Source organism: Actinomycetospora lutea, from assembly GCF_028737205.1.
GTDB classification, from domain to species: domain Bacteria; phylum Actinomycetota; class Actinomycetes; order Mycobacteriales; family Pseudonocardiaceae; genus Actinomycetospora; species Actinomycetospora lutea.
Genome location: NZ_JAQZAL010000043.1, coordinates 1 through 25,987 on the forward strand (window position 1 = coordinate 1; position 25,987 = coordinate 25,987).

The 25,987-nt window shown below is 75.8% G+C and carries 23 protein-coding genes and 2 pseudogenes; 14 read left to right on the forward strand and 11 right to left on the reverse strand.

Annotated elements, in window-relative coordinates; all coding sequences use genetic code 11:
- A pseudogene (locus tag PHK61_RS29340) lies at nucleotides 1-248 on the forward strand (hypothetical protein); the annotation flags it as partial.
- Nucleotides 249-462: 214 nt separating this feature from the next.
- Nucleotides 463-759, forward strand: a complete 297-nt coding sequence (locus PHK61_RS29345; protein ID WP_274284574.1) for a hypothetical protein — start codon at nucleotides 463-465, stop codon at nucleotides 757-759.
- Between the two features lie 104 nt (nucleotides 760-863).
- Here PHK61_RS29345 and PHK61_RS29350 read toward each other — a convergent pair whose 3' ends face one another.
- From PHK61_RS29350 to PHK61_RS29360, 3 genes are all read right to left on the reverse strand, one after another.
- On the reverse strand, nucleotides 864-2,591 hold the full coding sequence (locus PHK61_RS29350; protein ID WP_274284575.1) for an MFS transporter: 1,728 nt from the start codon (nucleotides 2,589-2,591) through the stop codon (nucleotides 864-866).
- On the reverse strand, nucleotides 2,588-3,031 hold the full coding sequence (locus tag PHK61_RS29355) for a MarR family winged helix-turn-helix transcriptional regulator (protein WP_274284576.1): 444 nt from the start codon (nucleotides 3,029-3,031) through the stop codon (nucleotides 2,588-2,590). Before PHK61_RS29355 ends, PHK61_RS29350 begins: the two co-directional genes overlap by 4 nt.
- Nucleotides 3,032-3,096: 65 nt before the next feature.
- Nucleotides 3,097-3,786, reverse strand: coding sequence for a hypothetical protein (locus tag PHK61_RS29360; RefSeq protein ID WP_274284577.1), 690 nt, complete (start codon nucleotides 3,784-3,786; stop codon nucleotides 3,097-3,099).
- Between the two features lie 244 nt (nucleotides 3,787-4,030).
- On the opposite strand from PHK61_RS29360, the gene PHK61_RS29365 reads away from it, so the two are divergent.
- Nucleotides 4,031-5,524, forward strand: a complete 1,494-nt coding sequence (locus tag PHK61_RS29365; RefSeq protein ID WP_274284578.1) for a WS/DGAT/MGAT family O-acyltransferase — start codon at nucleotides 4,031-4,033, stop codon at nucleotides 5,522-5,524.
- Nucleotides 5,521-6,285 (forward strand): class I SAM-dependent methyltransferase, encoded by a 765-nt coding sequence (locus PHK61_RS29370; RefSeq protein WP_274284579.1) that lies wholly within the window; start codon nucleotides 5,521-5,523, stop codon nucleotides 6,283-6,285. Before PHK61_RS29365 ends, PHK61_RS29370 begins: the two co-directional genes overlap by 4 nt.
- Here the strand turns inward: PHK61_RS29370 and PHK61_RS29375 are convergent.
- The 3 genes from PHK61_RS29375 to PHK61_RS29385 form a co-directional block, all read right to left on the reverse strand.
- Nucleotides 6,233-6,892 carry a phosphatase PAP2 family protein gene (locus tag PHK61_RS29375; RefSeq protein ID WP_274284580.1) on the reverse strand — a complete coding sequence of 220 codons (660 nt, stop codon included), beginning with the start codon at nucleotides 6,890-6,892 and terminating at the stop codon, nucleotides 6,233-6,235. The two genes, PHK61_RS29370 and PHK61_RS29375, sit on opposite strands and share 53 nt — an antisense overlap.
- 129 nt (nucleotides 6,893-7,021) lie before the next feature.
- Nucleotides 7,022-7,669, reverse strand: a complete 648-nt coding sequence (locus PHK61_RS29380; protein ID WP_274284581.1) for a sortase domain-containing protein — start codon at nucleotides 7,667-7,669, stop codon at nucleotides 7,022-7,024.
- A gap of 6 nt (nucleotides 7,670-7,675) precedes the next feature.
- Entirely contained in the window at nucleotides 7,676-8,932 is a 1,257-nt protein-coding gene (locus PHK61_RS29385; protein ID WP_274284582.1) for a hypothetical protein, read from the reverse strand.
- Between the two features lie 497 nt (nucleotides 8,933-9,429).
- Here PHK61_RS29385 and PHK61_RS29390 point away from each other — a divergent pair, with 497 nt between their 5' ends.
- From PHK61_RS29390 to PHK61_RS29400, 3 genes are all read left to right on the forward strand, one after another.
- Nucleotides 9,430-10,047, forward strand: a complete 618-nt coding sequence (locus tag PHK61_RS29390; RefSeq protein WP_274284583.1) for a hypothetical protein — start codon at nucleotides 9,430-9,432, stop codon at nucleotides 10,045-10,047.
- Between the two features lies 1 nt (nucleotide 10,048).
- Complete coding sequence (locus tag PHK61_RS29395) at nucleotides 10,049-10,717, forward strand: sortase domain-containing protein (protein WP_274284584.1); 669 nt, start codon at nucleotides 10,049-10,051, stop codon at nucleotides 10,715-10,717.
- Between the two features lie 69 nt (nucleotides 10,718-10,786).
- Nucleotides 10,787-11,398 carry a class F sortase gene (locus PHK61_RS29400; RefSeq protein ID WP_274284585.1) on the forward strand — a complete coding sequence of 204 codons (612 nt, stop codon included), beginning with the start codon at nucleotides 10,787-10,789 and terminating at the stop codon, nucleotides 11,396-11,398.
- Between the two features lie 86 nt (nucleotides 11,399-11,484).
- Here the strand turns inward: PHK61_RS29400 and PHK61_RS29405 are convergent, their stop codons facing one another.
- Nucleotides 11,485-13,506, reverse strand: a complete 2,022-nt coding sequence (locus PHK61_RS29405; RefSeq protein WP_274284586.1) for a glycosyltransferase family 39 protein — start codon at nucleotides 13,504-13,506, stop codon at nucleotides 11,485-11,487.
- Nucleotides 13,507-13,582: 76 nt separating this feature from the next.
- Nucleotides 13,583-14,841: pseudogene (locus tag PHK61_RS29410) on the reverse strand (bifunctional glycosyltransferase family 2/GtrA family protein).
- Nucleotides 14,842-15,058: 217 nt separating this feature from the next.
- Between PHK61_RS29410 and PHK61_RS29415 the strand changes: the two are divergent.
- From PHK61_RS29415 to PHK61_RS29425, 3 genes are all read left to right on the forward strand, one after another.
- Nucleotides 15,059-15,892, forward strand: coding sequence for an alpha/beta fold hydrolase (locus PHK61_RS29415; RefSeq protein ID WP_274284587.1), 834 nt, complete (start codon nucleotides 15,059-15,061; stop codon nucleotides 15,890-15,892).
- 11 nt (nucleotides 15,893-15,903) lie between these two features.
- On the forward strand, nucleotides 15,904-16,431 hold the full coding sequence (locus PHK61_RS29420; RefSeq protein ID WP_274284588.1) for a dihydrofolate reductase family protein: 528 nt from the start codon (nucleotides 15,904-15,906) through the stop codon (nucleotides 16,429-16,431).
- A gap of 98 nt (nucleotides 16,432-16,529) precedes the next feature.
- Nucleotides 16,530-17,936, forward strand: coding sequence for a S1C family serine protease (locus tag PHK61_RS29425; RefSeq protein ID WP_274284589.1), 1,407 nt, complete (start codon nucleotides 16,530-16,532; stop codon nucleotides 17,934-17,936).
- Between the two features lie 155 nt (nucleotides 17,937-18,091).
- On the opposite strand, the gene PHK61_RS29430 is transcribed toward PHK61_RS29425, so the two are convergent.
- Nucleotides 18,092-19,495, reverse strand: a complete 1,404-nt coding sequence (locus tag PHK61_RS29430; protein ID WP_274284590.1) for an LCP family protein — start codon at nucleotides 19,493-19,495, stop codon at nucleotides 18,092-18,094.
- A gap of 196 nt (nucleotides 19,496-19,691) precedes the next feature.
- Here PHK61_RS29430 and PHK61_RS29435 point away from each other — a divergent pair, with 196 nt between their 5' ends.
- On the forward strand, nucleotides 19,692-21,644 hold the full coding sequence (locus PHK61_RS29435; protein ID WP_274284591.1) for an ArnT family glycosyltransferase: 1,953 nt from the start codon (nucleotides 19,692-19,694) through the stop codon (nucleotides 21,642-21,644).
- Nucleotides 21,645-21,688: 44 nt separating this feature from the next.
- On the opposite strand, the gene PHK61_RS29440 is transcribed toward PHK61_RS29435, so the two are convergent.
- A complete protein-coding gene (locus PHK61_RS29440) occupies nucleotides 21,689-22,978 on the reverse strand; it encodes an MFS transporter (RefSeq protein ID WP_274284592.1) in 1,290 nt (429 codons plus the stop codon).
- Between the two features lie 110 nt (nucleotides 22,979-23,088).
- On the opposite strand from PHK61_RS29440, the gene PHK61_RS29445 reads away from it, so the two are divergent.
- Nucleotides 23,089-23,343 carry a hypothetical protein gene (locus tag PHK61_RS29445; RefSeq protein ID WP_274284593.1) on the forward strand — a complete coding sequence of 85 codons (255 nt, stop codon included), beginning with the start codon at nucleotides 23,089-23,091 and terminating at the stop codon, nucleotides 23,341-23,343.
- Between the two features lie 121 nt (nucleotides 23,344-23,464).
- On the opposite strand, the gene PHK61_RS29450 is transcribed toward PHK61_RS29445, so the two are convergent.
- Nucleotides 23,465-23,839 carry a DUF2795 domain-containing protein gene (locus PHK61_RS29450; protein ID WP_274284594.1) on the reverse strand — a complete coding sequence of 125 codons (375 nt, stop codon included), beginning with the start codon at nucleotides 23,837-23,839 and terminating at the stop codon, nucleotides 23,465-23,467.
- Nucleotides 23,840-23,987: 148 nt separating this feature from the next.
- Between PHK61_RS29450 and PHK61_RS29455 the strand changes: the two genes are divergently transcribed.
- Complete coding sequence (locus PHK61_RS29455; protein WP_274284595.1) at nucleotides 23,988-24,479, forward strand: hotdog fold domain-containing protein; 492 nt, start codon at nucleotides 23,988-23,990, stop codon at nucleotides 24,477-24,479.
- A 49-nt stretch (nucleotides 24,480-24,528) separates the two neighbouring features.
- Entirely contained in the window at nucleotides 24,529-25,983 is a 1,455-nt protein-coding gene (gene eccB, locus PHK61_RS29460; RefSeq protein WP_274284596.1) for a type VII secretion protein EccB, read from the forward strand.
- Nucleotides 25,984-25,987: the final 4 nt, after the last annotated feature.

Here is a 25,987-nt window from a genome sequence, read left to right on the forward strand (position 1 = left end):
ACGTCACCGGTGGTTCGGCCGAGGCCAACGGCGGCATCGAGGGCAACGCCCTCCTCGGCAACGCCGTGATCCAGGCGCCGGTCGGCGGGGCCAACGCGCTCAACATCGTCTGCAACGACATCCTCAACGGGAACCTCAGCGGCAACAACGTCGCCGTGAGCATCCTCGGCGAGGAGGCCGAGCTGCCGACCCCGGACGCCTCGGTGCCCGAGACCGACGCACCGGTCGACGTCACCGACAGCCTCTGAGCGTCCTCACGACGCTCGCCGGCCCGGCCATCGTCACGGTGGCCGGGCCGTCGTGTTCCGGGAGTGCGGCGATCCCGATCCCCCGTTCGGGGATCCTTCTGCCCCCGGAGGTCACGGCGATCTCACGTCCTCGTTAGTCGCTCGAGGCGTCGGTACCGCGCTCCTCAGCCATTCGGCCGCCGCCTGATCCCCCGAGACACCACAGGAGTTCCCCGTGCTGAAGAAGCTGGGCGTCGTCACCGTCGGCGTCACCGCCGGTCTGCTGGCCGCCGCACCGTTCGCGTCCGCCGAGTCGCACGTCGACGAGAACAACAACGTCACCTCCGAGGGCAGCAACATCGGCGTCGACGCCGGCAACGTCATCGGGCAGGGCAACGGCCAGGGCAACACGTTCAACGGCGTCGAGGTGCCCGGCCTGCCGGACGCGCCGGAGCTGCCGGCGCTCCCCGCGGTCTCCGACTTCCTCCCCGAGCTGCCGAGCCAGTTCGAGCTCCCGGGCATCCCCGCCTGAGGCAGCCGCCGCGCACGGCACGGGCCCGGTCCACCACCTGGTGGGCCGGGCCCGTTGCCGTGTGCGGGGTGGTCAGCGCGCGGCGGCCACCGGGGTGTCCGCGGTCAGGACGACGTCGTGCACGACCTCGCCGTCGAGGGCCACGGGGACGACGGTCGGCTCGGCGGGACCTCCGCGGTGTGCCCGGCGCCCCTCGGCTCCGCGCCGTCGGGCACCACCACGACCGGGCAGGGGCCGTCGGTCCAGAGGGCGCGGTCGGCGCTCGGCGAGGTCAGCGCGGCGAGCGCGCCACCCCGCGGGCGGCCCACCACGACCGCCCGGGCGTCGAGGCGCCGGGCGACCGCGACGAGCTCGCCGCCTACGCCGTCGTGGTTCCCGACGGGCGCCAGGGTCTCGGTGGTCACCGACGCCTGCGGGTCCAGCGCCTCGCGGGCCGCGGCGACCGAGCGGTCGAGGTCCAGGCCGCGGTCGTCCGAGGCGGCTGCGGCGTCGACCAGCGCGCACTCGGGCACGTGCACGACCACCAGCGGCGCGTCCAGGAGCGTCGCGAACCGCGCACCGGCCGCCGCGACCGCCGGGGCGTGCGGCGCCTCGTCCACGGCGACCAGCACCGGCCGCGGGCCCGCCGGCGCAGCCTCGTCCGCGGAGACCGCCTCCTCGCCGGTCTCCACGCGTCGCAGCAGCCGGTGGGCGGTGGCGAGGACCAGGATGCCGACGGCCACGACGGCCGCGCCCACCCAGAACGGCGTGTCCGGCAGGAACGCCTCGGCGAGCAGGCCGGCGATCCACGGGGCGAGCCCGCCGCCGAGGAAGCGCACGAAGCTGTAGGACGCCGACGCGACGGGCCGCTCGACCGGCGCCACGGACATGACGGCCTGCGTCACCAGGGTGTTGTTCAGCCCGATCATCGCGCCGGCGACGATCACCGCGCCGATGACGACGCCCGGGGTGTCGTTCCAGGAGGCGATGACCGCGAGGTCGACGGCGAGCAGCCCGAGCATGAAGTAGAGCACCCGGACCGTGCCGAAGCGCCGCTCGAGCGCCGGCGCCACGAACACCGCGAAGATCGCGACGAGCACGCCCCACGCGGTGAAGACGGCGCCGAGCTGCAGCTCGTCGAGCCCGCCCATCGAGTACGGCGAGTACGCGAGCAGCGTGAAGAAGCCCCAGTTGTAGGCGAAGGCCGTCAGGGCGATCGTCGCGAGGCTGCGGTGGCGCAGCGCCCTGACCGGGTCGAGCAGGCTGATCTTCTTCGCCGGCTTCGGTGTCTTGTCGAGCAGCACCAGCGTCGCGACGAGCGCGATCGCCATGAGCACGGCGACACCGAAGAACGGGGCGCGCCAGCTCACCGACCCGAGCAGGCCGCCGACGAGCGGGCCCAGCGCGATGCCGACGCCGAGCGCGGTCTCGTAGAGGATGATCGCGCCCGCGAAGCCGCCGCTGGCGGACGCGACGATCACCGCGAGCGAGGTCGCGATGAACAGGGCGTTGCCCAGGCCCCAGCCGGCCCGGAAGCCGACGATCTCGCCGATCGAGCCGGACGCGCCGGCGAGGGCAGCCAACACCACGATGATCGTCAGACCGGTGACCAGCGTGGCCTTGGCACCGATCCGGCTGGAGACCCAGCCGGTCACGAGCATCATCACCGCGGTGATCAGCAGGTAGCTGGTGAACAGCAGCGACACCTGGGCCGGCGACGCCTGCAGCTGGGTGGCCAGGGCGGGCAGGATCGGGTCGACCAGGCCGATCCCCATGAAGCTGATGACGCAGGCGAAGGCGACCGCCCAGACGGCCTTCGGCTGCCGGAACGGGCCGGCGGAGGGGGTGCTCACGACTCTCCTCGGGAGGGGTCGGTGTGGGTCAGGCGTGACAGCGCGCCGGACGCGGCCTCGACCGCGGCCCGGTCCTCGGGCGTGAGCCGGTCGAGCAGCCCGGCGAGCCGCGTCGCGCGCCGCGTGCGCCGCGCGCGCAGCACGTCCCGCCCGGCCTCCGTCAGGGTGACGATCACGGCCCGCCGGTCGGTCGGGTCGTCGCCGCGGGCGGCGAGGCCGTCACGCTCGAGGCGTGTGACGAGCGCGGTCATGCTCGGCTGGGTCACGCCCTCGCGGACCGCGAGGTCGGAGAGCCGCTGCGGTCCGTCGCGGTCCAGCGTCGCGATCGTCGACGCCGTGGTCAGGCTGAGCTCACGGTCGGCCGTCGAGCGGATCGCCCACGCCGCGAAGGCGTCCAGGGCGGCCGCGGTGGCCAGCCGCGCGTCGGTCGGTGCGGTCACCAGACCGTTGTATCACCTAACTATATTTCGGCCGACGTGAGCGCGTCGGTCGGCGACGGTCGCCCTCAGTCGAAGGAGAGCACGGAGCCCGACGGCTCCCCGAACGAGAGCATGGACGTCGCCCCCGAGACGGTGTGTGTGAGACCGCCGACGACGCCGCCGAGCAGGCCGCCGCCCGAGCCGCCCGAGCCGCCCGAGCCGCCCGAACCGCCCGAGCTGCCCGACCCCGACGAGCCCGTGGCGCCGGCACCCGAACCGTCCGGGCCACCGCCGGCGTCACCACCGGCGCGGCCGCCGCCGTCGCCACCACTGCCGGACGATCCACCGGACGATCCGCCGGACGATCCGCCGGACGATCGCCCGGCCGCGCCAGCGGTCGTGCCCCGCGCGGGCCCGTCGTCGTCGGCGGTCGCGCGGGCCGTGCGGCGGGCGGGCGGGCCGTCGCCGCCTCCGCCGGGCCGCACGCTGCCGATGGTGCCGCCGGGACCGCCCCGGTCCGCGGTGACGGAGCCGTCGGTGGCGGCGAGGTCGAGCACCTGGACCGGGGCCGGCGGCACACCGGGGCCGAGAGGCAGCAAGGCCGCCGGGCCCGCGCCCCCGCCGGCGGGCACCGGGAGCGCCAGCGGGGCGTCGGAGCTCACGGGACTCATCACGACCGAGCCGATCCCGATCGCCCCGACGGTGGCGACCAGCGGGAGCGCGCCGAGCGCGACCCGGGCACGCGCCGAGGACGACGCCATCTGGTGCCTGCCCATGCCGGGGTTCTCCGTCCGTTCGTCCGGTGGCGGAGCGCACCGCCGATCGAGTGAGCACTCCTCCGGAACGCCTAACGGGCGTCACGGCCGGAGGTTACGAGGACTGATCACCCGGGCTTGAGTCCCTCGATGTGGTGATGCCGCCGAGAGGGTCGGCGGCCCACCCACGGTCGGGTTGGCCGTGGCGGCCGTCCGGCCACAGACTGGGCGCCCGCCCGGCGGGTGTCGACGAGGAGGTCACCACGTGAAGCAGCTCTCGGGTCTGGACTCGGCGTTCCTGGACCTGGAGGACGACCACCAGTTCCTGCACGTCAGCCAGCTCCTGATCCTCGAGCGCCCGGACGCCGACCTCGAGCCCTACCCGGCGTGGCGCCGACAGCTCGCCGACCGCATCCACCAGCTCGAGCCGCTGCGGCGGCGGCTGGTCCAGGTACCGTTCGGGCTCGATCATCCCTACTGGATCGCCGACCCGGACTTCGACCTCGACTTCCACGTCCGGCACAGCGCCGTCCCGCCGCCCGGCACCGACGACCAGCTGGACGAGCTGGTCGCCCGGTTGGTCGCCGCCCCGATGGACCGCGAGCACCCGCTGTGGGTCTCGCACGTCATCGAGGGCCTGGCCCCGGAGGAGGAAGGCGGAGCCGACCGCTTCGCGATCCTCACGATGATCCACCACAGCACCATCGACGGCGCCGCCGGCGCGGACCTGCTCGCGCTCATGCTCGACGACGTCCCCGACGCCGAGCCGCCCGGTCACGCCGGCGAGTGGACGTCCGAGGCGCCGCCGTCGACCGCGGGCGTCCTGGCCCGCGCGGCCGCGAACGGCGTGCGCCGGCCCGCGCGGGGCCTGCTGCTCGCGGCCCGGGCCGGACAGAGCATGGCCCGGGCGAGCCGCAACCCCGCGGTGATCGACCTCGCCGACCGGGTGCGAGGGAGCCTGCGGGGCCCGCTGGGGTCGGTGCTCAACGTCGGGCGCGAGCGCGACCCCGACCAGGACCTGCCGCGCCTGCCCCCGCTCGTCACGCCGCCCACCCCCTTCAACGCGCCCGTCAGCCGCTACCGGCGCTTCGCGCACCGTGCGCTGCCCCTGGCGGAGGTCAAGGCGGTCGGCAAGGAGGCCGGCGCGACGATCAACGACGTCGTCGTGGCCCTCTGCGGCGGGGGGCTGCGCCGCTGGCTGCTCGAGCGCGGCGAGCTGCCCGACCAGCCGCTGACCGCGATGATCCCGGTGTCGCTGCGCGAGGGCGACGAGGACGAGCCGTGGACCAACCGCGTCTCGGCGACCGTGGCCGCGCTGCCCACCGACGTCGACGGCCCGGTCGCGCGCCTGCGCGCCGCCCACGACGCGCTGCGCGTCGCCAAGCAGGTGTTCGCCGCGATGCCCGGCCAGCTGACGCCCGACGCCGCCGGGCTCGGGGTGCCGGCCACCGTGACCGCGGTGAGCCGGGCCCTGACCCGCTGGGGCTCGGTGGCCCCGGCTCCGTTCAACACCGTCGTCTCCAACGTGCCGGGACCCCGGGAACCGCTCTACCTGGGCAGCGCCACGATGACCCACTACATCCCGGTCTCGGCGATCGCCGACCCCGTCGGGCTCAACATCACGGTGCAGAGCTACGTCGACCAGCTCGACATCGGTCTGCTGGCCTGCGCCGAGCTGGTGCCCGACCTGCACGACCTCGCCGACGCCGTCGTCACCGAGTTCGACGAGCTGCGGGCCGCGGTGCGGGACGGCGGGTGAGCGCGGCCGGACGCCTGGCCCCGCTGCTCGACGTCCCGCTGCCCGACGACCCCGCGGCACCCTGGTTCGACCTCGTCGAGGGTCGCCCGGGCTCGCGGGGACGGGTCCAGGACCTCTGGGAGTCCGGCGGCGGGGCGGGGTTCTACGACCGGCTGGTCGGGGCCGGCGACCGCGTCCGTGACCTCGTGCCCGACCTCGCCCTCGGCGGGCTGGTCCGCGACTTCTACGGCGTCGTGCCGCGCCTCGACCTCGTCGGCGGCGAGACCGTGCTCGACCTCGCGTGCGGCCCCGGGACCCTCACCCGCCACCTCGCCGACGCGGTCGGGCCGGACGGGCTGGTGATCGGCGCGGACCTCTCCCCCGCGATGCTCGCCCGCGCGGCGCGGGCGGTCACGGCGCCGAACACCGTGTTCGTCCGGGTCGACGCGATGGCGCTCCCGCTGCGGGACGCGTGTCTCGACGCGGTGTGCTGCTCGCTGCTGCTGCACCTCGTGCCCGACCTCGACACCGCGCTCGCGCAGCTCCGGCGGGTCCTGCGCCCCGGTGGGCGGCTCGCCGTCGCCGTGCCCGCCCACGGGCGCGGGCCGTTCCGGGTGCTCACCGAGGTGCTGGCTCGCGGCGGGCAGGCGCGGCTGTTCGGTCGGGGCGAGCTCGCCGACGCCCTCGTGCGCCACGGTTTCGTACGGGTCGCGACGCGGTGGGACACGGTCATGCAGGTCGTCGACGCCGTCGCCCCCGGAGCAGCGCCCCCACGAGGGTGACGACGCCTCCGGTCGCCACCACGACGCCGACCGCGGCGAGCACGTCGCTGGGCCGGTGCCAGCCCGCGACCATCGTGGCCACGCCCGCGATCCCGGTGACGGCGACCGCCGCCAGCCCGGCCGGCAGGCGCAGCGCGCGGGGCACCACGAGCACCAGCGCCAGCCCGAGCGAGGCCACCAGCGTGACGTGCCCGCTGGGCAGGGAGTTGCCCTCGAGCGAGTCGGGGCGGACGAGCCCGGCCTTGAGCGCCTGGGTCACCAGCTGCGCGCCGAGCACCAGCGCCACGACCCCGACGGCGCGGTCACCCCGGCCGCGGGCGAGCGCCACGCCGGCCAGCACGATCACCGCCAGCGCGACCGTCGGGACCCCGACGAGCTCGAGGACGCCGAGGCCCTCGCTGCGCAGCCCGACGCCGGTGGCCGTGTCCATGACGGCGTCGTCGAGCGCGCGTCCGGTCGGGTCGAGCACGGCGAGGACGTAGGAGCCGATCACCGTGGCCGTGCCGACGAGGATCGCGAGCACCGCGGCGACCCGTCCCCCCGGCACGGTGCGCCGGGGCGGCGCGTCGAGCAGGGGGACCGTGGGCGCGGCCGCGAGCGGGATCATGGGCTCCACGCTGCGCGCGGGCGGTGTGGCCGGCCTGACGGGTCGCTGTGCGGAGGCTGAGAACGACGACGGCCGGACCCCGCGATGCGGGGCCCGGCCGTCCTCGGGTGCCGGGGAGGCCGGCGGCGATCAGGCGCGGTAGGCCTCCACGGCGTGGCCGTAGACCACGATGTTGTGGGAGTAGCTCCGGACATCGCTGTCGAACTCGCCGCCGCAGGTGATCAGCCGCAGCTCCGGGCCCGTGGTCGGGCCGTAGACCTGCACCGTCGGGAAGGCGTCCTTGGACACCTCGTCGACGCGGTCGACCGCGTAGACGACCGTGGCGCCGTCGGTGCGCTCGACGAGCACCTGGTCGCCGGCCTGCACGTCGGCGAGGCGGGCGAACCCGCCGTCGACGCCGCCGTAGTTCACGTGCGAGGCGTAGATGGCCGGGCCGGTCTCGCCCGGCGCCGCGCCACCGCGGTAGTGGCCGACGGTCGTGGCGTCCTTCGGGACCTCCAGGCGGCGGTCCTCCGTCTGCCCCAGCTCGACGAGCTGCCGGGTGTCGACGCCGATCGAGGGGATCCGCAGGTTCGCGGTCCCGGCCGTGTCGAGGGGCGGCGTGACCTCCGTGCGCCCGGCCGGCAGCTCGGCGGCGGCCGGGCCGGTGCGCGCGGAGAAGTCACCGGAGAGGTAGGCCGCCATCGCGAGCAGGGCGAGGACGACGAGGACACCGATCGTCGCGCGGGTGGCGGTGCCGGACTTCGTGTCGTTCTTCATGTCGTTCGTGACGGCCATGGTGGATCAGCCCTGCCGCGCGTAGCGCCGGACGAGGACCAGGCCGATGGCGCCGAGACCGCCGAGCGCACCCGCGGCCAGCGCGACCTCGACGGGCGAGGCGCCGGTGGAGGTGCTGCCGTCGCCGGTCGAGACACCGCCCTCGGGGTAGCTGACGTAGTCGACCTCGTGCTCGTGGGCGTTGCGCTCGCAGGCGATGCCGTCGTCGTCACGGTCGAGACGGAACGGGTCCGAGCGGTCCCAGTCGAGGATCGCGTTGGCCTCGTCGTAGGTCACCTCGTCGCAGTCGACGTCGTAGCGGTGGGTCCAGTAGGCGCCCCACCACTCGTAGGAGACGTGCGTGTTGATGAAGTTGATCGTGGTGTTGTACTCGATCACGGTCGGGCAGAGGTGCTTGATCACGTCGCGCAGGTGCTCGAGGCAGACGTGCACGTCGGTCGTGTTCAGCCCGTAGCAGAAGCCCTGGAGCTGGGCGCTGAGGCGCTCGAGGCCCGTCGTGCCGGCGGGGAACTCCAGCTTCGAGATGGCGTTCAGGCAGGCGTCGTTGACGTTCGTGAACGTGCCGTCCACCGGCTGCGGGATCGTCGGCAGACCCGGGAGCTTGATCGGGTTCGCGCCGGCGTCGGGGAGGATGTCGTCGATCTCCTGCTGGAGGTCGGGGATCACGTCCTCGACGGCGTCGGCCTTCGGGGCCGGTGCCTGCTCGTCGCCGGCCGGCGGCGTCGCGTCGTCGTTCCCGGCGGGCGGCGTCGCGTCGTCGTTCCCGGCGGGCGGGGTCACCTCCTGGTCGCCGGCGGGCGGGGTGACCTCCTCGTCGTCCGCGGGCGGGGTGACCTCCTCGTCGTCCGCGGGCGGGGTGACCTCGTCGTCGCCGGCGGGCGGGGTGACTTCCTCGTCGCCGGCGGGCGGGGTCGTGTCCTCGCCGGCGGGCGGGGTCGTGTCCTCGCCAGCGGGCGGCGTCGTGTCCTCGCCGGCGGGCGGGGTCGTGTCCTCGCCGGCGGGCGGCGTCGTGTCCTCGCCGGCGGGCAGGGTCACGTCCTCGTCACCGGCGGACGTCGTGTCCTCGTCCTCGACGACTGCCGTCTCGCCGTCGTCGCAGACGCCGTTGACCCAGGTGTAGCCGACCCCGAGGTCCTCGCACTCCGCCTCCGACGTCACGCCGGCCACCGGCGCCGCGAGCGCGAGCCCCGGAGCGATCACCGCCAGTCCCACGCAGCCGGCCAGCACGACCGCGGCGCTGCGGCTGCTCCGTCGACCCCTCATCGCTACTCCCCTTCGAGCGCTGGTGGCTGAGTGCGTTCAGCCGTTCGCTTCACGCTTCGCACGGAGAGTCACTGCCGTTACCGCCCCCAGCGGATCTCGTACCGAACGACGGAGAGACCACTCGAATGGTTGACGTGTCGCGGTCGTCGCTGCCGCCGCACCGACGGTCGAGACGCCGTGACCTGGCCGTGACCACCGCAGACGCGGACCGCAGCGGATCTCCGGTCCCACCGCCGGGAGATCTCCGTGGTCGGCCCCGGACGAACGCCTCCGCCCCGAGAGCTCGTCCCCGGATCGAGAGACGCCGATCACGGTCCGTCGCCGGACCCGAGCGAATCCTCACGAGTTCTTGACCGGCGCGTACCCATCGGTAGCCCACGGCGTTAGGTCGGACGGGGGAGTCGCCGCGCGACGACCCGGACACATCGGGCGAGCACGGATCGGGTCGGGACATGGTGCAGGGGCGTCGACGCGTCGCAGGCGCGCTGGTCGGGCTGGTGGCGGCAGGGATGATCGGCACGGCGGGCGTCGCCGTGGCGGACGACGGCGACTCCGGCGGTGGTGGCGGCCTCGGCGACCTCATCGGCGGCGTCGTCGACACCGTCACCGGGATCATCCCGGGAGCGGACGACCTCCCCGAGATCCCCGAGGTGCCCCTCCCGACCGGCACGACGACGACCACGACCCCGTCGACGGGCTCCTCCGCGCCGCCGTCGCACTCCTACGACCACCACGAGCACTACCACCCGTGGATCCCGCCGGTCGTCTACGGCCCGGGCAGCACGTACTACACCTACGTGGCTCCAGCACGTCCCGCGAACCTGCTCAACTGCTGGGACTTCGCCGACCCCTCCGACGCGCAGGCGGTCCTCATCGCCGACCCGTCGGACCCGAACAACCTCGACGGCGACAACGACGGTCGCGCGTGCGAGTGGGGCGTAGGCGGTCCGAGGGACTACCGGGGCTACCCCGTCGGCGGCATCGCCGCCGGCGACGGGACCACCGACGGCCCGACGATCGGCCAGGTGATCGCGCTGTCGCTCCTCGGGATCGGCGCGGGGGCCGGCGTCGTGCGCGGCGGCCAGCTCGCCGCTGCCCGGCGGGGGAACAGCTGACGTGGCGGCCCCCGAGGCGCCGCCCGTCGAGCCGTCGGAGGAGCGGGGCGTCCTCCACCGGATGACCGGCCGGCTGACCGCCCTGGTCCTCGCCCTCCTGACCGTCGGGGTGCTCGTCGCGGTGGCCAACGGCGACGACGGCCCCGAGGGCCCGCGCGCCGTCTCACTCCCGCCCGCCGAGCGCGCGGCCGTGGCCACCCCGCTCCCCGTCGCACAGATCACCGGCATCGACGCCCCCTCGATCGGGCTGGCCAGCGGGGACACGACGAGCCTCGGCCTCCGCGACGACAACTCGCTCGACGTCCCGCGCAGCGCGTCCACGGTCGGCTGGTACGCCGACAGCGCGAGCCCCGGCACGCCCGGACCCGCGGTGCTCGCGGCCCACGTGAACTTCCGCGGCGAGGAGGGCGCCTTCGCCCGCCTCGGGCAGCTGGCGCCGGGCGCGAGCGTCGAGGTGCACCGCGACGACGACACCACCGCGGTGTTCGTCGTCGACCGTGTCGAGCAGGTCGCCAAGGACGCGTTCCCCACCGAGGCCGTCTACGCCCCGACCCGGGACAGCGAGATCCGGCTCGTCACGTGCGGCGGGGTGTTCGACGAGCGCACCCGCAGCTACGAGGACAACATCGTGGTCTTCGGACACCTCACCGAGGCCTACCGTCCCCTCTGACGACGATCTCGGGGCGTCGTCCGCGCGCCGCCGTGAACTCGACGGGGCCGGAAGGGCATGCTCGATCGGGTGACCGGCCGCTTCACCGCCTTCGTCGTCGCCCTCCTGGCGATCGGCGTGCTCGTCGCGGTCGTCAGCGGACAGGGGGACGCGGCGCCGCCGGCCCCGGTGCTCCAGCCCGGCCAGCGGGTGTCGGTGCCCGCGCCGCTGGAGCCCGCCGACATCACCGGCATCGACATCCCGTCGATCGGGCTGTCGACCGAGGACACCACCGATCTCGGCCTGCGCGCCGACAACTCCCTCGACGTCCCGCGCCGCGCCTCCACCGTGGGCTGGTACGAGGGCAGCGCGAGCCCCGGTGCGGTCGGGCCGGCGGTGCTCGCGGCCCACGTGAACCTGCGCGGGGACTACGGGGCCTTCGCCCGGATCGGGCTGATGACGGCGGGCGAGACCGTCGAGGTGCACCGCGACGACGACACCACCGCCGTCTTCACCGTCGACCGCGTCGAGCAGGTCGCGAAGGACGCCTTCCCCACCGACGCCGTCTACGGACCGACCCCCGACAGCCAGATCCGGCTGATCACGTGCGGCGGCGAGTTCGACCACCGCGAGATCAGCTACGTCGACAACGTCGTCGTGTACGGCCACCTCACCGACGCCTACCGGGAGGGCAAGGAGTAGGCGGTCGGAGGCGAAGGCCGCGCGAACCCGGGGGGTGGGTCCGCGCGGCCCTCGCGCGCACCGGCGGAGCCGGTCGTGGGGTGGGCTCAGGAACGCGGAGCGCCCAGGTCGTACACGGTGCGCCCCGCGACGTCGATCGGCGTGAAGTTCGCCTGGATCCAGGCACGGATCTCACCGCTCGTCCCCCGTGCGCCGGGACCGCCGCTCCCGGGGAGATCGGCACCCGGCGTCCCGCCGCGCCCCGGGCCGCCGCCCTCGACGTAGTAGCGCACCTCGCCGGACGCCACGGCGGCCCGGAACTGTGCGAGGGTCGGCGCCGGGTCACTGCCCATGAAGCCGCCCATCGCCATCACCGGCACGCCGCCGGCGAGCTGCAGCGAGGCGGCGCTCTGGGCACCGGTCGTGGCCGCCGCCCACCGCGTCCCGGCGTCGCGGAGCAGCGCGACGAGCTGGGGTGACGGCGTCCCGCCCTCCGGGCCGCCCGGGCGCGCCCCGCCGTCGGGCCCGTCCGGCCGCCCACTCCCCCCGCCGGGACCGGCGCTGACGATCGAGCCCTCGTGCGGGGTCAGCGCGGTCTGGGTGGCGAACGCCGTCGATCCGCCGAGCACCGCGACCAGCGCGGCGACGACACCGACGATCGCCAGCCGACCCCGGCGCGCCGCCGGGACGAGCAGGGCGACGGCGCCCAGGACGCCGGCGGCGAGGAGCACCCAGCGCGCCCACGGGAGCCAGTCGTGCTGGGTGAGGATGACCGCGCTCCACGCGGCGGTGCCGGCGACCACGACCGCGAGCACGATCCGCGCGGTGCGCTCCTCGCGGCGACGCCACAGGACCGACGCGCCGACGGCGGTCGTCACCGCGATCCCCGGCGCCAGCGCGACCGCGTAGTAGGGGTGGATGATCCCGCTCATCGCGCTGAAGACCACGGCGTGCACGAGCGTCCAGGCGCCGCCGAGGATGAGCAGGCCGCGGGTGCGGTCGGTGCGCGGGGCGCGGCGCAGGAACCAGAGACCGGCGACGAGCAGCACCAGCGCGGCCGGCAGCAGCCACGACGCCTGGCCCGAGAACTCCGTGGTGACCAGGCGCTCGACGCCCGGCGAACCGCCGAAGCCACCGCCGCCGGGACCGCCGGGGCCACCCGTGCCTCCCGGGCCGCCGGCGTCGCCGGGGGGCGGCCCGGCCGGCATGCCGCCCGGCCCGCCACGGCCGCTGCCCTCGTCGCCCAGGATCCGACCGAGGCCGTTGTAGCCGAGCGCGAGCTGGAGCAGCGAGTTGGTGGTCGAGCCCCCGATGTAGGGCCGCGACGACGCGGGCCACAGCTCGACGAGCGCGACGTACCAGCCGGCCGAGACGATCATCGCCGCGCCGCCGGCGAGGAGGTCGCCGATCCGGCGGCGCAGCCGCGACGGCGCCACGACCAGCACCGCGAGCGCCAGCGCCGGGACGACGAGCAGCACCTGGAGCTGCTTGGTGAGGAAGCCGAGGCCGACCAGCGCGCCGGTCGCGACCAGCCACCACGTGCCCGCGCGACGGCCGGCGGCGTCGATCGCGCGGGTCGTCGTCCACGCCGCGGCGACCATCGTCAGGACGAGCAGCGCGTCCGGGTTGTCGAACCGGAACATCAGCACGGCCACCGGCGTCGCGGCGAGCAGCGCGCCGGCCGCCAGCGCCGTGCGCGGGCCCGACCAGCGCCGCACGGTGAGGTAGAGCAGGCCCACCGAGGCGACGCCCATGAGGGCCTGGGGCGCGAGCAGCGACCAGCTCGAGAACCCGGCGATCCGTCCGGACAGCGCCATGACCCACAGCGAGGCCGGCGGCTTGTCGACCGTGATCAGGCCCGGGGCGTCGAGCGCGCCGAAGAGCCACGCCTTCCACGATTGCGTACCCGCCTGCGCCGCGGCCGCGTAGAAGGAGTTCGCCCAGCCCGACGCGCCGAGGTCCCACAGGTAGGTGACGGCGGTGGCGGCGAGCAGGCCGAGCAGCGCCGGGCGGACCCAGCCGGGGTCGTCCGCGCGTCCGCGCCACGCCCGGCGCGGCCACGGCGCCCGCGGGGGCGTGCTCGGTGCGGCGGGGGTGGCGACGACGTCGGGGTCGGTCGCGGTGCTCATCGGTGCTCCGGGTTCGTGATCGTGGGGCATTTCCCGACGCCGGACGTCAGCGTGGCTGCACGGCCGGCACGGGGGGTCATGCGCGCTGGCGGCGCGGGTGGAAGACCCAGGCGCGGTAGGCGACGAAGCGCAGGAGGGTCGCGACGAGGTTCGCGACGACCAGCACGGCGTGCTCCACGGCGTGCGACGCCGCCGGGGCGAGGACGCCGAGCAGGGCGAGCGAGCCCGACGTCAGCGCCAGCCCGAGACCGAAGACCACGAGGCCCTCGACCTGGCTGCGTCCGGCGTGACGGCGCCCGCGGATGCCGAAGGTCAGGCGGCGGTTGGCGGCGGTGTTCGCGACCGCGGTGAACACCAGCGCGAGCAGGTTCGACGGCTGCGCCCCGAGCACGCCCCGGAAGAGCGTGTAGAGCAGCAGGAAGGCGAGCGTCGAGAGCAAGCCGATCGCGGCGAAGCGCACCATCTGCCCGGTCAGGCCCGGGGTCACGCCCGCCATCTCGTCCGGGGACGGTTCTGCTGAGAGCGGGGCGCACGGCCGGACTCCTCCCGCAGCCGGGCCACCGGCAGCGCACCGGTGGCGAGCGCGCGCCCGACGCGGGCGACGCCCTTGAGGTCGGCGACCGCCGTGGCGACGACGTCGACACGCGAGTCGGGGTCGTCGACCCAGTCGACCGGCACCTCGTGGATCCGCAGCCCCGAGCGCTCGGCGAGCACCAGCAGCTCGGTGTCGAAGAACCAGCCGGTGTCCTCGACCAGCGGCAGCAGCCGGCGCGCCACGTCGGCGCGGATGGCCTTGAACCCGCACTGCGCGTCGGAGAAGCGCGCCCGCAGCGTCCCGCGCAGCAGCACGTTGTAGCAGCGCGAGATCACCTCCCGCTTCACCCCGCGCACGACCCGCGAGGCCGGCGCGAGCCGGGAGCCGATCGCGAGGTCGGAGTGCCCGGAGATCAGGGGGGCGACCAGCGGGAGCAGGGCGTTGAGGTCGGTCGACAGGTCGACGTCCGTGTAGGCGAGCACCGGCGCGTCCGAGGCCGACCACACCGCGCGCAGCGCGCGTCCGCGGCCCTTCTCGTCGAGGTGCACGACGGCGACCCCGGCGAACTCGTCGGCCAGCGCCTCGGCGACCGCGAGCGTGCCGTCGGTGCTGGCGTTGTCGGCGACGGTGATGCGGAACGCGTAGGGGAAGTCCTCGGTGAGGTGGCGGTGCAGCCGCCGGACGCAGGGCGCGAGGTCGCGCTCCTCGTCGAACACGGGGACGACGACGTCGAGCACGGCGCCGCCGGTCACCGCGACGTGACGGGGGGAGGAGGCGCGGAGCGGGGTCGCTGCGGTCATGATCGCAGCGTCGGAGCCGGGCGTGGACGGGTCGTGTGCCGGACCTGTGGGTGCCCTGTGACCGTGGCCGTGTCCCTCCGCGCCACCCGCCGCCGGCGCGGCGGAGTCGTCGACGGCGACCCGTGGGTCGGCCGTCTGGCCGACCGGTTGCACTTGACAACCACCCGATTCGTCCGCTTCGCTACTGATAGCGAAACGCAACCGGAAGGGGTCCGTCGTGCTGGTCGACGTGGACGAGGACGTGACGCTCGGCGTGGAGTCGCTCGGCGACACCGACGCGCCGGCGCTGCTGCTCATCGCCGGCGGGGGCTGGTCGATGGACTGGTGGGACGACGACCTGTGCGCCCGCCTCGTCGACCGCGGGCTGCGGGTGATCCGCTACGACCACCGCGACACCGGCGTCTCGACCTCGTGGCCCGCCGGGGCGCCCGGCTACACCGGGTGGGACCTCGTCACCGACGCGATCGCGGTGCTGGACGCCCTCGGTGTCGAGCGCGCCCACGTCTGCGGGCTCTCGATGGGCGGCGGGATCGCGCAGCGCCTCGCCCTCGGATTCCGCGACCGCGTCGCCGCCCTGACCCTCATCGCGACGTCGCCGATCGACCCCGCGGTCGGCGACCTGCCCGGACCGACCCCGGCGATCGAGGCCGTGTTCGCGGGCGAGGGCCCGGAGGTCACCGACCCGGTCGAGGCGCTCGTCGAGGGCGAGCGCCCCTTCGCCGGCCCCGACGCCTTCGACGAGGCGCGCACCCGGGCGATCGCCACCCGGGTGCTGGCGCGCAGCCGCGACGTCGCCGCCGCCGGCAACCACTTCGTGATCGAGACCGGGCCGATGGGGCCGACCGATCTCGGGGCGCTCGACGGCGTGCCGACGCTCGTCGTGCACGGCGGCGCCGACCCGCTGTTCCCGCCCGCGCACGGACGCGCGCTGGCCGCCGCGATCCCGGGCGCCCGGCTGCTCGAGCTCCCCGCGATGGGGCACCAGCTGCCGCCCCGGGACACCTGGGACGAGCTCGTCGACGCCCTGCTCGCCCGGCACGCCCACCGCTGAGGACGGCATCCATGGCCCAGGTCATCTACTCGGCGACCGCGTCGCTCGACGGCTTCATCGCCGGTCCGGACGGCGACATGTCGTGGCTGACCGAGCACCTCGGTGAGGAGAACCCCACCGCCGAGCGGCTGCTCGCCCGCACCGGCGCGATCCTCGCCGGCCGCGTCACCTACGGCGGCGACGACCCGAACCGCGGCACGGACGCCGAGGGCGCGTTCGGCGGGCAGTACGACGGGCCGGTCGTCGTGCTCACCCACCGGCCGCCCGACGACGCCCCGGACGGGATCGAGTTCGTCACCGACCTGGTCACGGCGGTCGACCGGGCGCGCGAGCTCGCCGGCGACCGCGACGTCAACGTCCTGGGCGCCGACGTCGCCGCCCAGTGCCTGGACGCGGGCCTGCTCGACGAGGTGCTGATCTTCTTCGCGCCCGTGATGCTCGGCGACGGCACGCCGATCTTCCGACGCGCGGGCGGGCAGCAGGTGTCCCTCGAGCGCATGCCCGGCGAGACCGAGCACTGGTACCGGGTCGTGCGGTGACGCGTTCGTCCGGTTCCACCGCAGTTCAGGGCGGACTCTCAGCAACCACGCAGCGACGCCGCAGCATCGGCACAGTCGACCGGCCGACCCTGGACCGCGTGAGCGACAACAGCCCCACCTCCCCCTCCCACGCCGCGGACCCGTCGGCGCGTCCCGCGGGTGGTACCGGCACGGGCACCCTGCCCACCGGTCCCGCCGGGGAGCGTCCCGGCGGCTATCCCACCGCACCGCTCGGCTCGGGCCTCCCGGCCGGCGGCCACGGCGGCGGCCCGGGTGACCCCTGGTCCCGCCGCGACGGCGCGCCGCCCGGTCCCCCGCCCACCACGCCCGGGTACGCGCCGCCGCCGCCCGGCCCGCCGCGCCGCCGGCGTCCGGTCGCCCTGGTCGCCGGCGCGCTCGCCGCGGTGCTGCTCGCCGGCGGGATCGGCGGCGCGGTCGGCTACGAGGCCGCGTCCTCGAACGCCGGCGGCACCTCGGTGCTGTCCTCGACCTCGAGCTCCGGCGGCGCGCCCGCGCCGGCCGCGCCGGCCGGATCGGTCGAGCAGGTCGCCGCCACCGTGCTCCCGAGCGTCGTCCAGCTCGAGGGCGCGTCGGGCGAGGGCTCCGGCGTCATCATCTCCGCCGACGGCCTCATCCTCACCAACGCGCACGTGCTCGAGGCCGGCCAGCCCGCGCAGCAGCAGTCGCCGCTCGGCGGGCTCGAGCAGGCACCGGAGGGCGCCGCCCCGAGCCAGGCGCAGGGCCTGACCGCCGTGTTCCAGAACGGGAACCGCGCGCCCGTGCAGGTCGTCGGCACCGACCCGAGCGCCGACCTCGCCGTCGTCCGCGCCCAGGGCGTCTCCCGGCTCCGGCCCGCGACGCTGGGCGACTCGTCACAGCTGCAGGTCGGCCAGGACGTCGTCGCCGTCGGGTCGCCGCTGGGCCTGTCGGGCACGGTGACCACCGGCATCGTCAGCGCGCTGCAGCGCCCGGTCGCGACCGGCGGCGCGCAGAGCGGGCAGGCGACGGTGCTCGACGCCATCCAGACCGACGCCGCGATCAACCCCGGCAACTCCGGCGGCGCGCTCGTCGACATGCAGGGCCGGGTCGTGGGCATCACGTCGGCCATCGCGTCGCTCGGCGGGCAGTCCTCGGGCGGCCAGCAGTCCCCGTCCGGCTCGATCGGCCTGGGCTTCGCGATCCCGATCGACCAGGCCGCCCGCATCGGCAACGAACTGGTGACCCAGGGCTTCGCCACCCGCGCCGTGCTCGGCGTCGGCGTCACCGAGGGCCCCGAGGGCGCGGTGCTCGGCCAGGTCGCGCCGGGCGGTCCGGCGGCGACCGCCGGACTGGTCCAGGGCGACGTCGTCACCCGCGTCGACGACCGCGTCATCCCGGACGCCGACAGCCTCGTCGCCGCGATCCGCTCACAGCAGCCGGGCGCGCAGGTGACGCTGACCGTCACCTCGGCCGGCGGCCAGCCCCGCGAGGTCCCGGTGACGCTCGGCTCCGAGCGGGCGAGCTGACCCCGCGGCGCCGGCCCGACGCAGCGAACGACTCCCTCGCTCCGCACACCGGAGCGAGGGAGTCGTTCGCTCGTGCGGGGCTCGCTCAGTCCACGCAGCTCAGTCCACGCAGCTCAGTCCACGCAGCTCAGTCCACGCAGCTCGGTCCACGCAGCTCAGTTGACGCAGCCGGGCGCGGCGGCGGTGATCGGCGGGGTCGGCGACACCGGGGGCGCGCTCGCCCGGTCGCGCTCGCCCGACCCGTCCTCCTCGTCGGACGAGTAGCCGGACGAGGAGTAGCCGGACGAGGAGGAGTACTCGTCGTCCGAGGAGCTCGCGTCGTCCTCGTCGGCGGAGCGGTACGAGGACGACGACCGCGCGTCGAGGCGGTCGAGCCCCGCGCTCACCGAGGCGTCGGAGGACCCGGCCGGGGGCGGCGGGGTGAGCGCGGCAAGGGCGGCGGGGTTGCCCGCGTCGGCGGCGATCGCGGTCGCGACGAACGAGCGCACCTCGCGGGGATCGACCTGGACCGCCGTCCCGTCGTACGGGGTGCTGAGGTCGCTGGCTCCGGTGGGGATCGTGCGGAACGTGACCGCGCCGGCGGAGAGACCCTGCAGCTGGCGGGCGAACCCGAGCACGTCCCAGCCGGCGTCGAGCGTCACCGACCGCGACACGGCCTCGGTGATGCGGCCGACCGCGAAGGGATCGGCGAGCGTGTTGGCCGACAGCAGCGTCTCGGTCGCCCCGGCGAGGAACACCTGCTGGCGCGCGATCCGGTCGAGGTCGCCGTTCGGCAGCCCGTGGCGCTGGCGCACGAAGGCGAGCGCCTCGGGACCGCTGATCTCCTGCGGGCCCGCCGGCAGCGCGAGCCCCGAGTAGGAGTCCTGCACCGGGGCGCGCAGGCAGACCGGCACCCCGCCGATCGCGCTGCTCAGGTCGGCGAAGCCGGCGAGGTTGACCGCCGCGAAGTGCGAGATGGGCAGCCCGGTGAGCTGCTGGACCGCGCCGATCGTGGCCCGGGCCCCCGCGGCGCCGGCGGCGCGCACGACGGCGGGGTCGGTCGGCGACGGCGGCCCGGGGGACTCGGCGGCGAACAGGGCGGTGGTGCCGGTCGGGCCGGTGCCGGTCATGGCGTCGGTCGCCCGGGCGGCGGCCCGCGACCACGCCGAATTGATCTTGTGCCGGCCGAGACCCTGTCCCAGGTCGACGTAGGAGTCGCGCGGGATCGAGATCGCCGTCGCGCGCCCGCCGCCCGCGGGGACGTGGACGACGGTCAGCGAGTCGGCCGTGCCGCCGCCGGACTCGCCGTCGCCGGCGTTGAGCGCGGCGAGGACGTCCTCGGGCAGCGGGTTGCCCTGCGCGTCGGTGCGGTTGTCGAGCCCGACCAGCAGGATGTTCTGCTCGCCGGTCGCCGCGGGCTCGGGACCGTCGATGACGGCGGCCGCCGGCGTGGATCGATCCAGTGCGCGCAGTTGCGTCCACCCCACCGCCGAGAGCGCCAGGATGCCCACCGACACCACGCTCACGGCGAGACGCGCGAGGAAGCGCAGACGCCGCGAGCGCAGCACGGGACCGATCACTCTCGTAGCGTTCCCGGTTCTCGGGCCATCGTCACGTCCTCGTGCAGGGCATCTGTGTGATCGTTACCCGTCCGGGGCTTTTCGGATCGTCTCCGGAGTCGTCCGTGCGGCGTGCGTGAAGTTCCGGTCGCCCCTCACAGTCGGCGCACAAGCCCGACCCACGATCCGGACACGGTCGGCCCGCAGGGTCGCCACCATGACGGTCCACGACGGTCGGACGACCGCACTCCGGGTGCTGCGGCGCGCGCCCGCTCCCGCCCGGCACGCCGCCTCCCGCCGCGTGCCGGCCCTCCTGACCGGGCGCGTCGACGATCCGCGCTGGGTGCGCCCGGCGCTGATCGCCCTGCTCGTCGGCACGGCCGTGCTGTACCTGTGGGACCTCGGCGCCTCGGGCTTCGCCAACACCTACTACGCGGCCGCGGTCCAGGCCGGGACGCAGTCGTGGACGGCGTGGCTGTTCGGCTCGATGGACGCGTCGAACTTCATCACCGTCGACAAGCCGCCGGCCGCGCTGTGGGTGATGGGCCTGTCCGGCCGGCTGTTCGGGTTCTCGAGCTGGTCGTTGCTCGCGCCGCAGGCGCTGATGGGCGTCGGGGCGGTCGGCCTGCTCTACCTGACCGTGCGGCGCTGGTCGGGGCCGGGCGCGGGTCTGCTCGCCGGCGCGGCGCTCGCGCTGACGCCGGTCGCGGTGCTGATGTTCCGGTTCGACAACCCCGACGCGCTGCTCGTGCTGTGCCTGGTGGCGTCGGCGTACGCGGTGGTGCGGGCCGTGGACGTGGCGGCGACACGCGCCGGGACGTGGTGGACGGCCGCGGCGGGCGCGCTGCTCGGGCTCGGGTTCCTCACGAAGATGATGCAGGCGTTCCTGGTGCTGCCCGCGCTGGCCGCGGTGCTGCTGCTCGCCCCGGCGGCCCCACTGCGCCGGCGGCTGGTCCAGCTCGGCGCGGGTGCGCTCGCGCTCGTGGCGTCGGTGGGCTGGTACGTGCTGCTCGTCGACCTGTGGCCCACCTCGTCCCGCCCCTACATCGGCGGCTCGACCGACAACACGCTGCTCGACCTCGTCCTGGGATACAACGGCCTCGGCCGCATCCTGGCCGGCGAGGGCAACGGGGGTGGGGGCGGCGGCACCGGGTTCGGTGGCTCCACGGGCATCACGCGGATGGTCAACGAGGCCTTCGGCGGCCAGGTCAGCTGGCTGCTGCCGGCCGCGTTCGTCGCGCTGGCGGCCGGGCTGTGGCTGACCCGCCGGGCCCCGCGCACCGACCGCACCCGCGCCGCGCTCGTGCTCTGGGGCGGCTGGATGCTCGTCACCGGGCTCGTGTTCAGTGTCATGAGCGGCACGATCCACGCGTACTACGCGGTGGCGCTCGCGCCCGGTCTCGTCGGCACGCTGGCCGTCGGCGGCCGCGAGGTGTGGCGACGCCGGGGGCACCTCGCCGCCGACCTGACGCTGGGCCTCACCGTGGCGCTCACCGCCGGCTGGGCCGTGGTGCTGCTGCGCCGCACCCCGGAATTCCTGCCCTGGCTGCGCTGGGTGGTCGCGATCGCCGGCCTCGTCGCCGCGATCGGGCTGGTCCTGCCGTGGCGACGCGTCGGGGCCCGGGTCCTCCCGGTCGTGCTGCTCGCCGCCCTGCTCGCCGGGGCCGGGGGCGCGACGGCCTTCGCGGTGCAGACCGCGACCACCGCGCACCAGGGCTCGATCGTCAGCGCCGGGCCCTCGACGGGCGCGGAGACGGGCGGCCCCGGCGGTGGCGCACCGGGCGGTGGCGCACCGGGCGGTGGCGGGCCCGGCGAGGCCCGCACGTCCGCCGAGCTCACCGCGCTGCTCACGTCGGCGGGGACCCGCTGGTCGGCGGCCACCGTTTCGGCGCAGAGCGCCTCGGGCCTCGAGCTCGCCAGCGGGACCGCGGTGATGGCGATCGGCGGGTTCACCGGGTCGGACGCGGCGCCGAGCCTCGCGCAGTTCCAGGCCTTCGTGGCCGCCGGGGACATCCACTGGTTCGTGGCCTCGGGCGGGCCGGGCGTGGGTCCGGGCGGCGGCGCGGGGGACGGCGTCGGCACCCAGATCACCGCGTGGGTCGCCGCGCACTACACGGCGACCACGGTCGGCGGGACCACCGTCTACGACCTGACGCAGCCAGCGAGGTAGGGCGGCCTGGGGACGGTGTTACTGGCTCGACGAGATCACCCTGCTCAGGCCGCCCGCGGCGTCCCCGTCGCGGCGTCGTCGAGCGCGTCGACGACGTCGAGGGGGTGGGCGAGCTCGTCCGGGCCCAGGCGACCGAGGACCAGCGCCAGCACGCCGAACGCGATCGGCGCGAGGCCCGCGGCGAGGAAGACCGGCGTCAGGCCCGCGACCTCGCTGACCGGCCCGGCGAGCGCCATGGACACGGGCATGAAGGCGAGCGAGACGAAGAAGTCGAGGCTCGTCACGCGCCCGAGCAGGGCCGGGGGGACGCGGCGCTGCAGCAGCGTCCCCCAGATCACCTGCGGGGCGCTGAACAGGCCGCCGACGACGAACCCGGCGACGACCATCGGCCAGAGCGTGTCGACCAGCCCGAAGACGACCATGGGGACGCAGGCCGCCGTCCACATCACGATCATGACCGTGAGGTACCGGCGCGGGAGGCGCAGCGAGGCGACGAGGATCGACGCGATCGCCCCGCCCGCGCCGTGCGCCAGGAGCACCAGCGAGTGCCCGCCGGGCCCGCTGCCCGCCCGCTCGATGATCGCGAACGGGACCAGCACCTCGAGCGGCCCCAGCACCATGAGGACCATCAGCGACGCGAACACCAGCGTCACGAGCAACCACCGCGTCGCGATCATGTAGCGGAAGCCCTCGGCCAGGTCGCGGGCCACCGCCCCGACGCCCCGACTCCCCTCGCCGAGGTCGCGGCGCAGCGCCCGCCGGGGCAGTGACAGCGCCGCGACGAGACCCGCGAGGCAGGCGAGCGCCGTGGCACCGAGCGCCGCGGCCGGGGAGTGGGCGGCGACGAGCGCCCCGGCCAGCGCCGGGCCCGCGCCCAGCAGGAGCACCGGGCGCACGACGCCCTCGAGCCCGTTCACCGCGAGCAGCTCGTCGTCGTCGACCATCGCCGGTACGAGCGCCGAGTACGCCGGGAAGAACAGGCCCATCGACAGGCCGATCACCGCGGCCACGAGCACGAGCAGCGTCACCGACAGCGCGCCGAGCGCCGAGAGGCCCGCCACCAGGCCGATCGACAAAGCGAGCACCGCCATGACACCGGCGAGGATCCGCTTCTGCGGCACCCGGTCGGCGAGCACGCCCCCGAGCAGCGCGGTGACGATCAGACCGAGCGCGAGCGCGCCCGACACCAGCGACAGCTCGCCCGGCCCGCCGCCGAGCTCGACCACCTGCCAGACGACCGCGAGCGTCCAGAGGCCCTCGGCGAGCACCGACAGCGCGAGCGCGGTGGCCAGGCGCCGGTACGCGGACCGGCGCAACGGGCGCAGCGCGCGCATGGTGGTCGACCTCCTCGGTGGCGGGCAGCCGCGACGGTAGGTCCTCGACCGGGGTGGAGGTCCACCGCTTTCCGTTGCCCCCGGCGCCCGGACCGAGTAGGCACGCACGGGTGCGCGCGCAACGGTGGGTCGCCGACGTCGGGCCGGAGAACGCGGCGTTCCTGGCGACGCGCAGTCGCACCGCCGTGCTCGCCTCGGAGTACCGGCCGCGCGATCTCGGCGACGGACTCGTGGGCTACGACGAGCGCTCGCTCGGCGCCGCGCGCGAGCTCTCCGAGGAGGAGGAGGGCGCGATCACCGACGACGGCGACGGCCTGCGCGTCTGGATCGGCGACGACGCGTTCGACCTCGACGAACAGGGCTGAGCCGATTGCCGGCCGCACGACGTCCGTCGCACGCGCCCGCGACAACCGCAGGCGGGGCTGCTCGCGTTCGCCGCGGGGCTGGTCGGGCCGGACGGCCGAGCCACCGGCCCCGACCGGCGAGCTAGGCGACGGGGCGGACCGGTCGCCGGCCGGCGGGCCGCGCGACGGGGCGCACCGTCTGCGCGACCACGGGACCGCGCCGCGGCGCGGTGTGCGGGACGCGCGGCGGCCCGGCCTGTCCCACCGCGGCGACCGGACGACCGGAGAGCACGGCGGCGAGGACGGCCACGACCTCGCCCAGCGAGTGGTGGCGGCGCTCGGGGAGGCGTTCGAGCATCGTGCGCGTGACGGTGTCGACCCCGTACATGTCGGCGGTGGTGAGCACCTGCCACCGGTCGGCCGGGAAGGTCAGGTCGCCGAGCACCGCGGCGAGGCGGTCGGGGAGGCCCGAGGCCTCGGCGGCGGGGGGAGCAGGCCGTTCGGGGCGAGTGGTCATCGGGATCCTCCGAGCAGGAGCGCAGGGCACGCGGCCCGGGGGTGCCCCGAACGTCCGTTCGTCAATCCGGGACGTCACCCCTGAGTAGATGACCGTCGGTGCCCGCACGGTCGCCGCGGACCCATACTGACCGGTAACCTGCGCGCCCGTGAGTACCCCGAGCGTGCTGGGCACGTGGCGCCGCTTCTCCGGTTCGTGGCCGGGTCGCCTGCTGGTCAGCGCGGCCGTGTGGCTGCGGGCCCCGTACTTCCTCACCGCCGCGCCGGTGATCCGCCGCCTCGAGCCCGGCCGGGCCGAGGTGTCGCTGCGCAACTGGTGGCTGGTGCACAACCACCTCGGCACCGTGCACGCCATCGCGTCCTGCAACCTCGCCGAGTACGCGATGGGCGTGCTCGCGGAGGCGACGACGCCGGCGACGCACCGCTGGATCCCGCGCGGCATGACCGTGCGGTACCTCGCGAAGGCCGACACCGACCTGCTCGCCGTCGCGACCTTCCCGCAGCCGCCGTCGTTCTCCGGCGAGCGCGAGGACGTCGACGCCGACGTCACGATCACCGACGCCCGCGGGCAGGAGGTCGTGCACGCGACGATCACCCTGCGGATCTCCCCGCGCCCGGCGCGCGTCCCCGCCACGGCCTGACCCGACGGGGCCCCGGGCCGCCCCGCGACGTGCCACGATCCGCGGCGAGATGCCGCCCCCGACGACGACCTCCGACCAGGTCCACGCGTACCGCTTCGGCCTGCGCCGCCTGCAGTCGGCGCTGGTCCGGCGCCAGGCCGTGCCGGGGACCGACCCGCTGCGCGCGCAGCACCGCGCGACGCTCGCCGGGGTGCTCGTCGCCGCGCTCGCGCTCGGCGTCGCCGCGGTCTGGGGGCTGCTCGACCGGCCCGCCGACTGGCGCGGCGCCGGCGTCGTGGTGGCCGAGGGCTCCGGGGCGCTCTACGTCGTCGTCCACGGGCCCGACCGCCTCGTGCCGGTGCCCAACCTCGCGTCGGCACGCCTGGTGCTCGCGGGGCTGGCGGCGTCCGGCGGTCAGGCCGGCGACCCCGAGCCGGTGGAGGTCGCCGACGCCGACATCGCCACCGCGCCCCGCGAGCGCGGGGTGGGCATCGTCGACGCCCCGCCGCTGCCGCCGGCCGGGGCGGAGGTCCCGCCCGTGTGGTCGGTGTGCGACACCGGCAGCCCGCAACCCGGGGCGGCGCGCCCGTGGGAGCAGCCGCGGGTGTGGACCACCGTGCTCGCCGGCCCCGCCCCGCCCGCCCGCCCCCTCGACCCCGGCCGCGGCCTGCTGCTGCGCGACCGCTTCGACGGCACCTGGCTCGTGCACGAGGGCGTGCGCTCGCGGCTCGACCTGCGCGACCGTGCCGTGGTCCTCGCCTTCGACCTCGCCGGGCAGGTCCCGCGCCCGGTGAGCACGAGCCTGCTCAACACGCTCGGCGAGGGACCGCCGATCGTCGCGCCGGAGATCGCCGGGCGCGGCGAGGTGCCGCCGGCGGGGCTCCTGGCCGGCGAGCCGGTGGGCGGGGTCGTGCGCCTCGTCGGGCCCGGGACCCCGGACCGCTGGTACGTCGTGCAGCGCGAGGGCGTGCAGGAGGTCCCCGAGGTCGTCGCGCGCCTCGTGCGCCTCGACGACCCCGACCCGGCGCGCGCCGGCACCCCGGTGCCGATCGTGTCGCCGGGCCAGCTGCGCGTGCTCGCCACCGCCCGCGGGATCGCCGTCGGCGCCTATCCCGACCCGGTGCCCCGCGCGGTGCCGATGGCCGAGGCCCCGACGACCTGCGCGGGCGCGCAGGGCGGCGGACCGGTCGTGCTCACCGTCGGCGCCGACCCGCCCGCCACCGCCACCCCGCCGGCCACGCTGGCCCAGGCCGACGGCTCCGGCGACCGTGTCGACGCCGTCGCCGTTCCCGGCGCCGGCGTCGCGGTCCGCGCCGTGCCGATCGGCCGCGACGACGCCCCCGGCAGCCCCACGGTGATCTCGGGCTCGGGGCTCGCGTCGGCGGTGCCCGACCCGGCGACCGCCGCGGCGCTGGGCCTCGGCGAGGCGTTCCCGCCCGCGCCGGGCGCGATCGTGGGCCTGCTGCCCGCGGGGCCGGTGCTGTCCGTGCCCGCCGCGCTCGCACCGCTGCCGGGCGGCGGCTGACCGG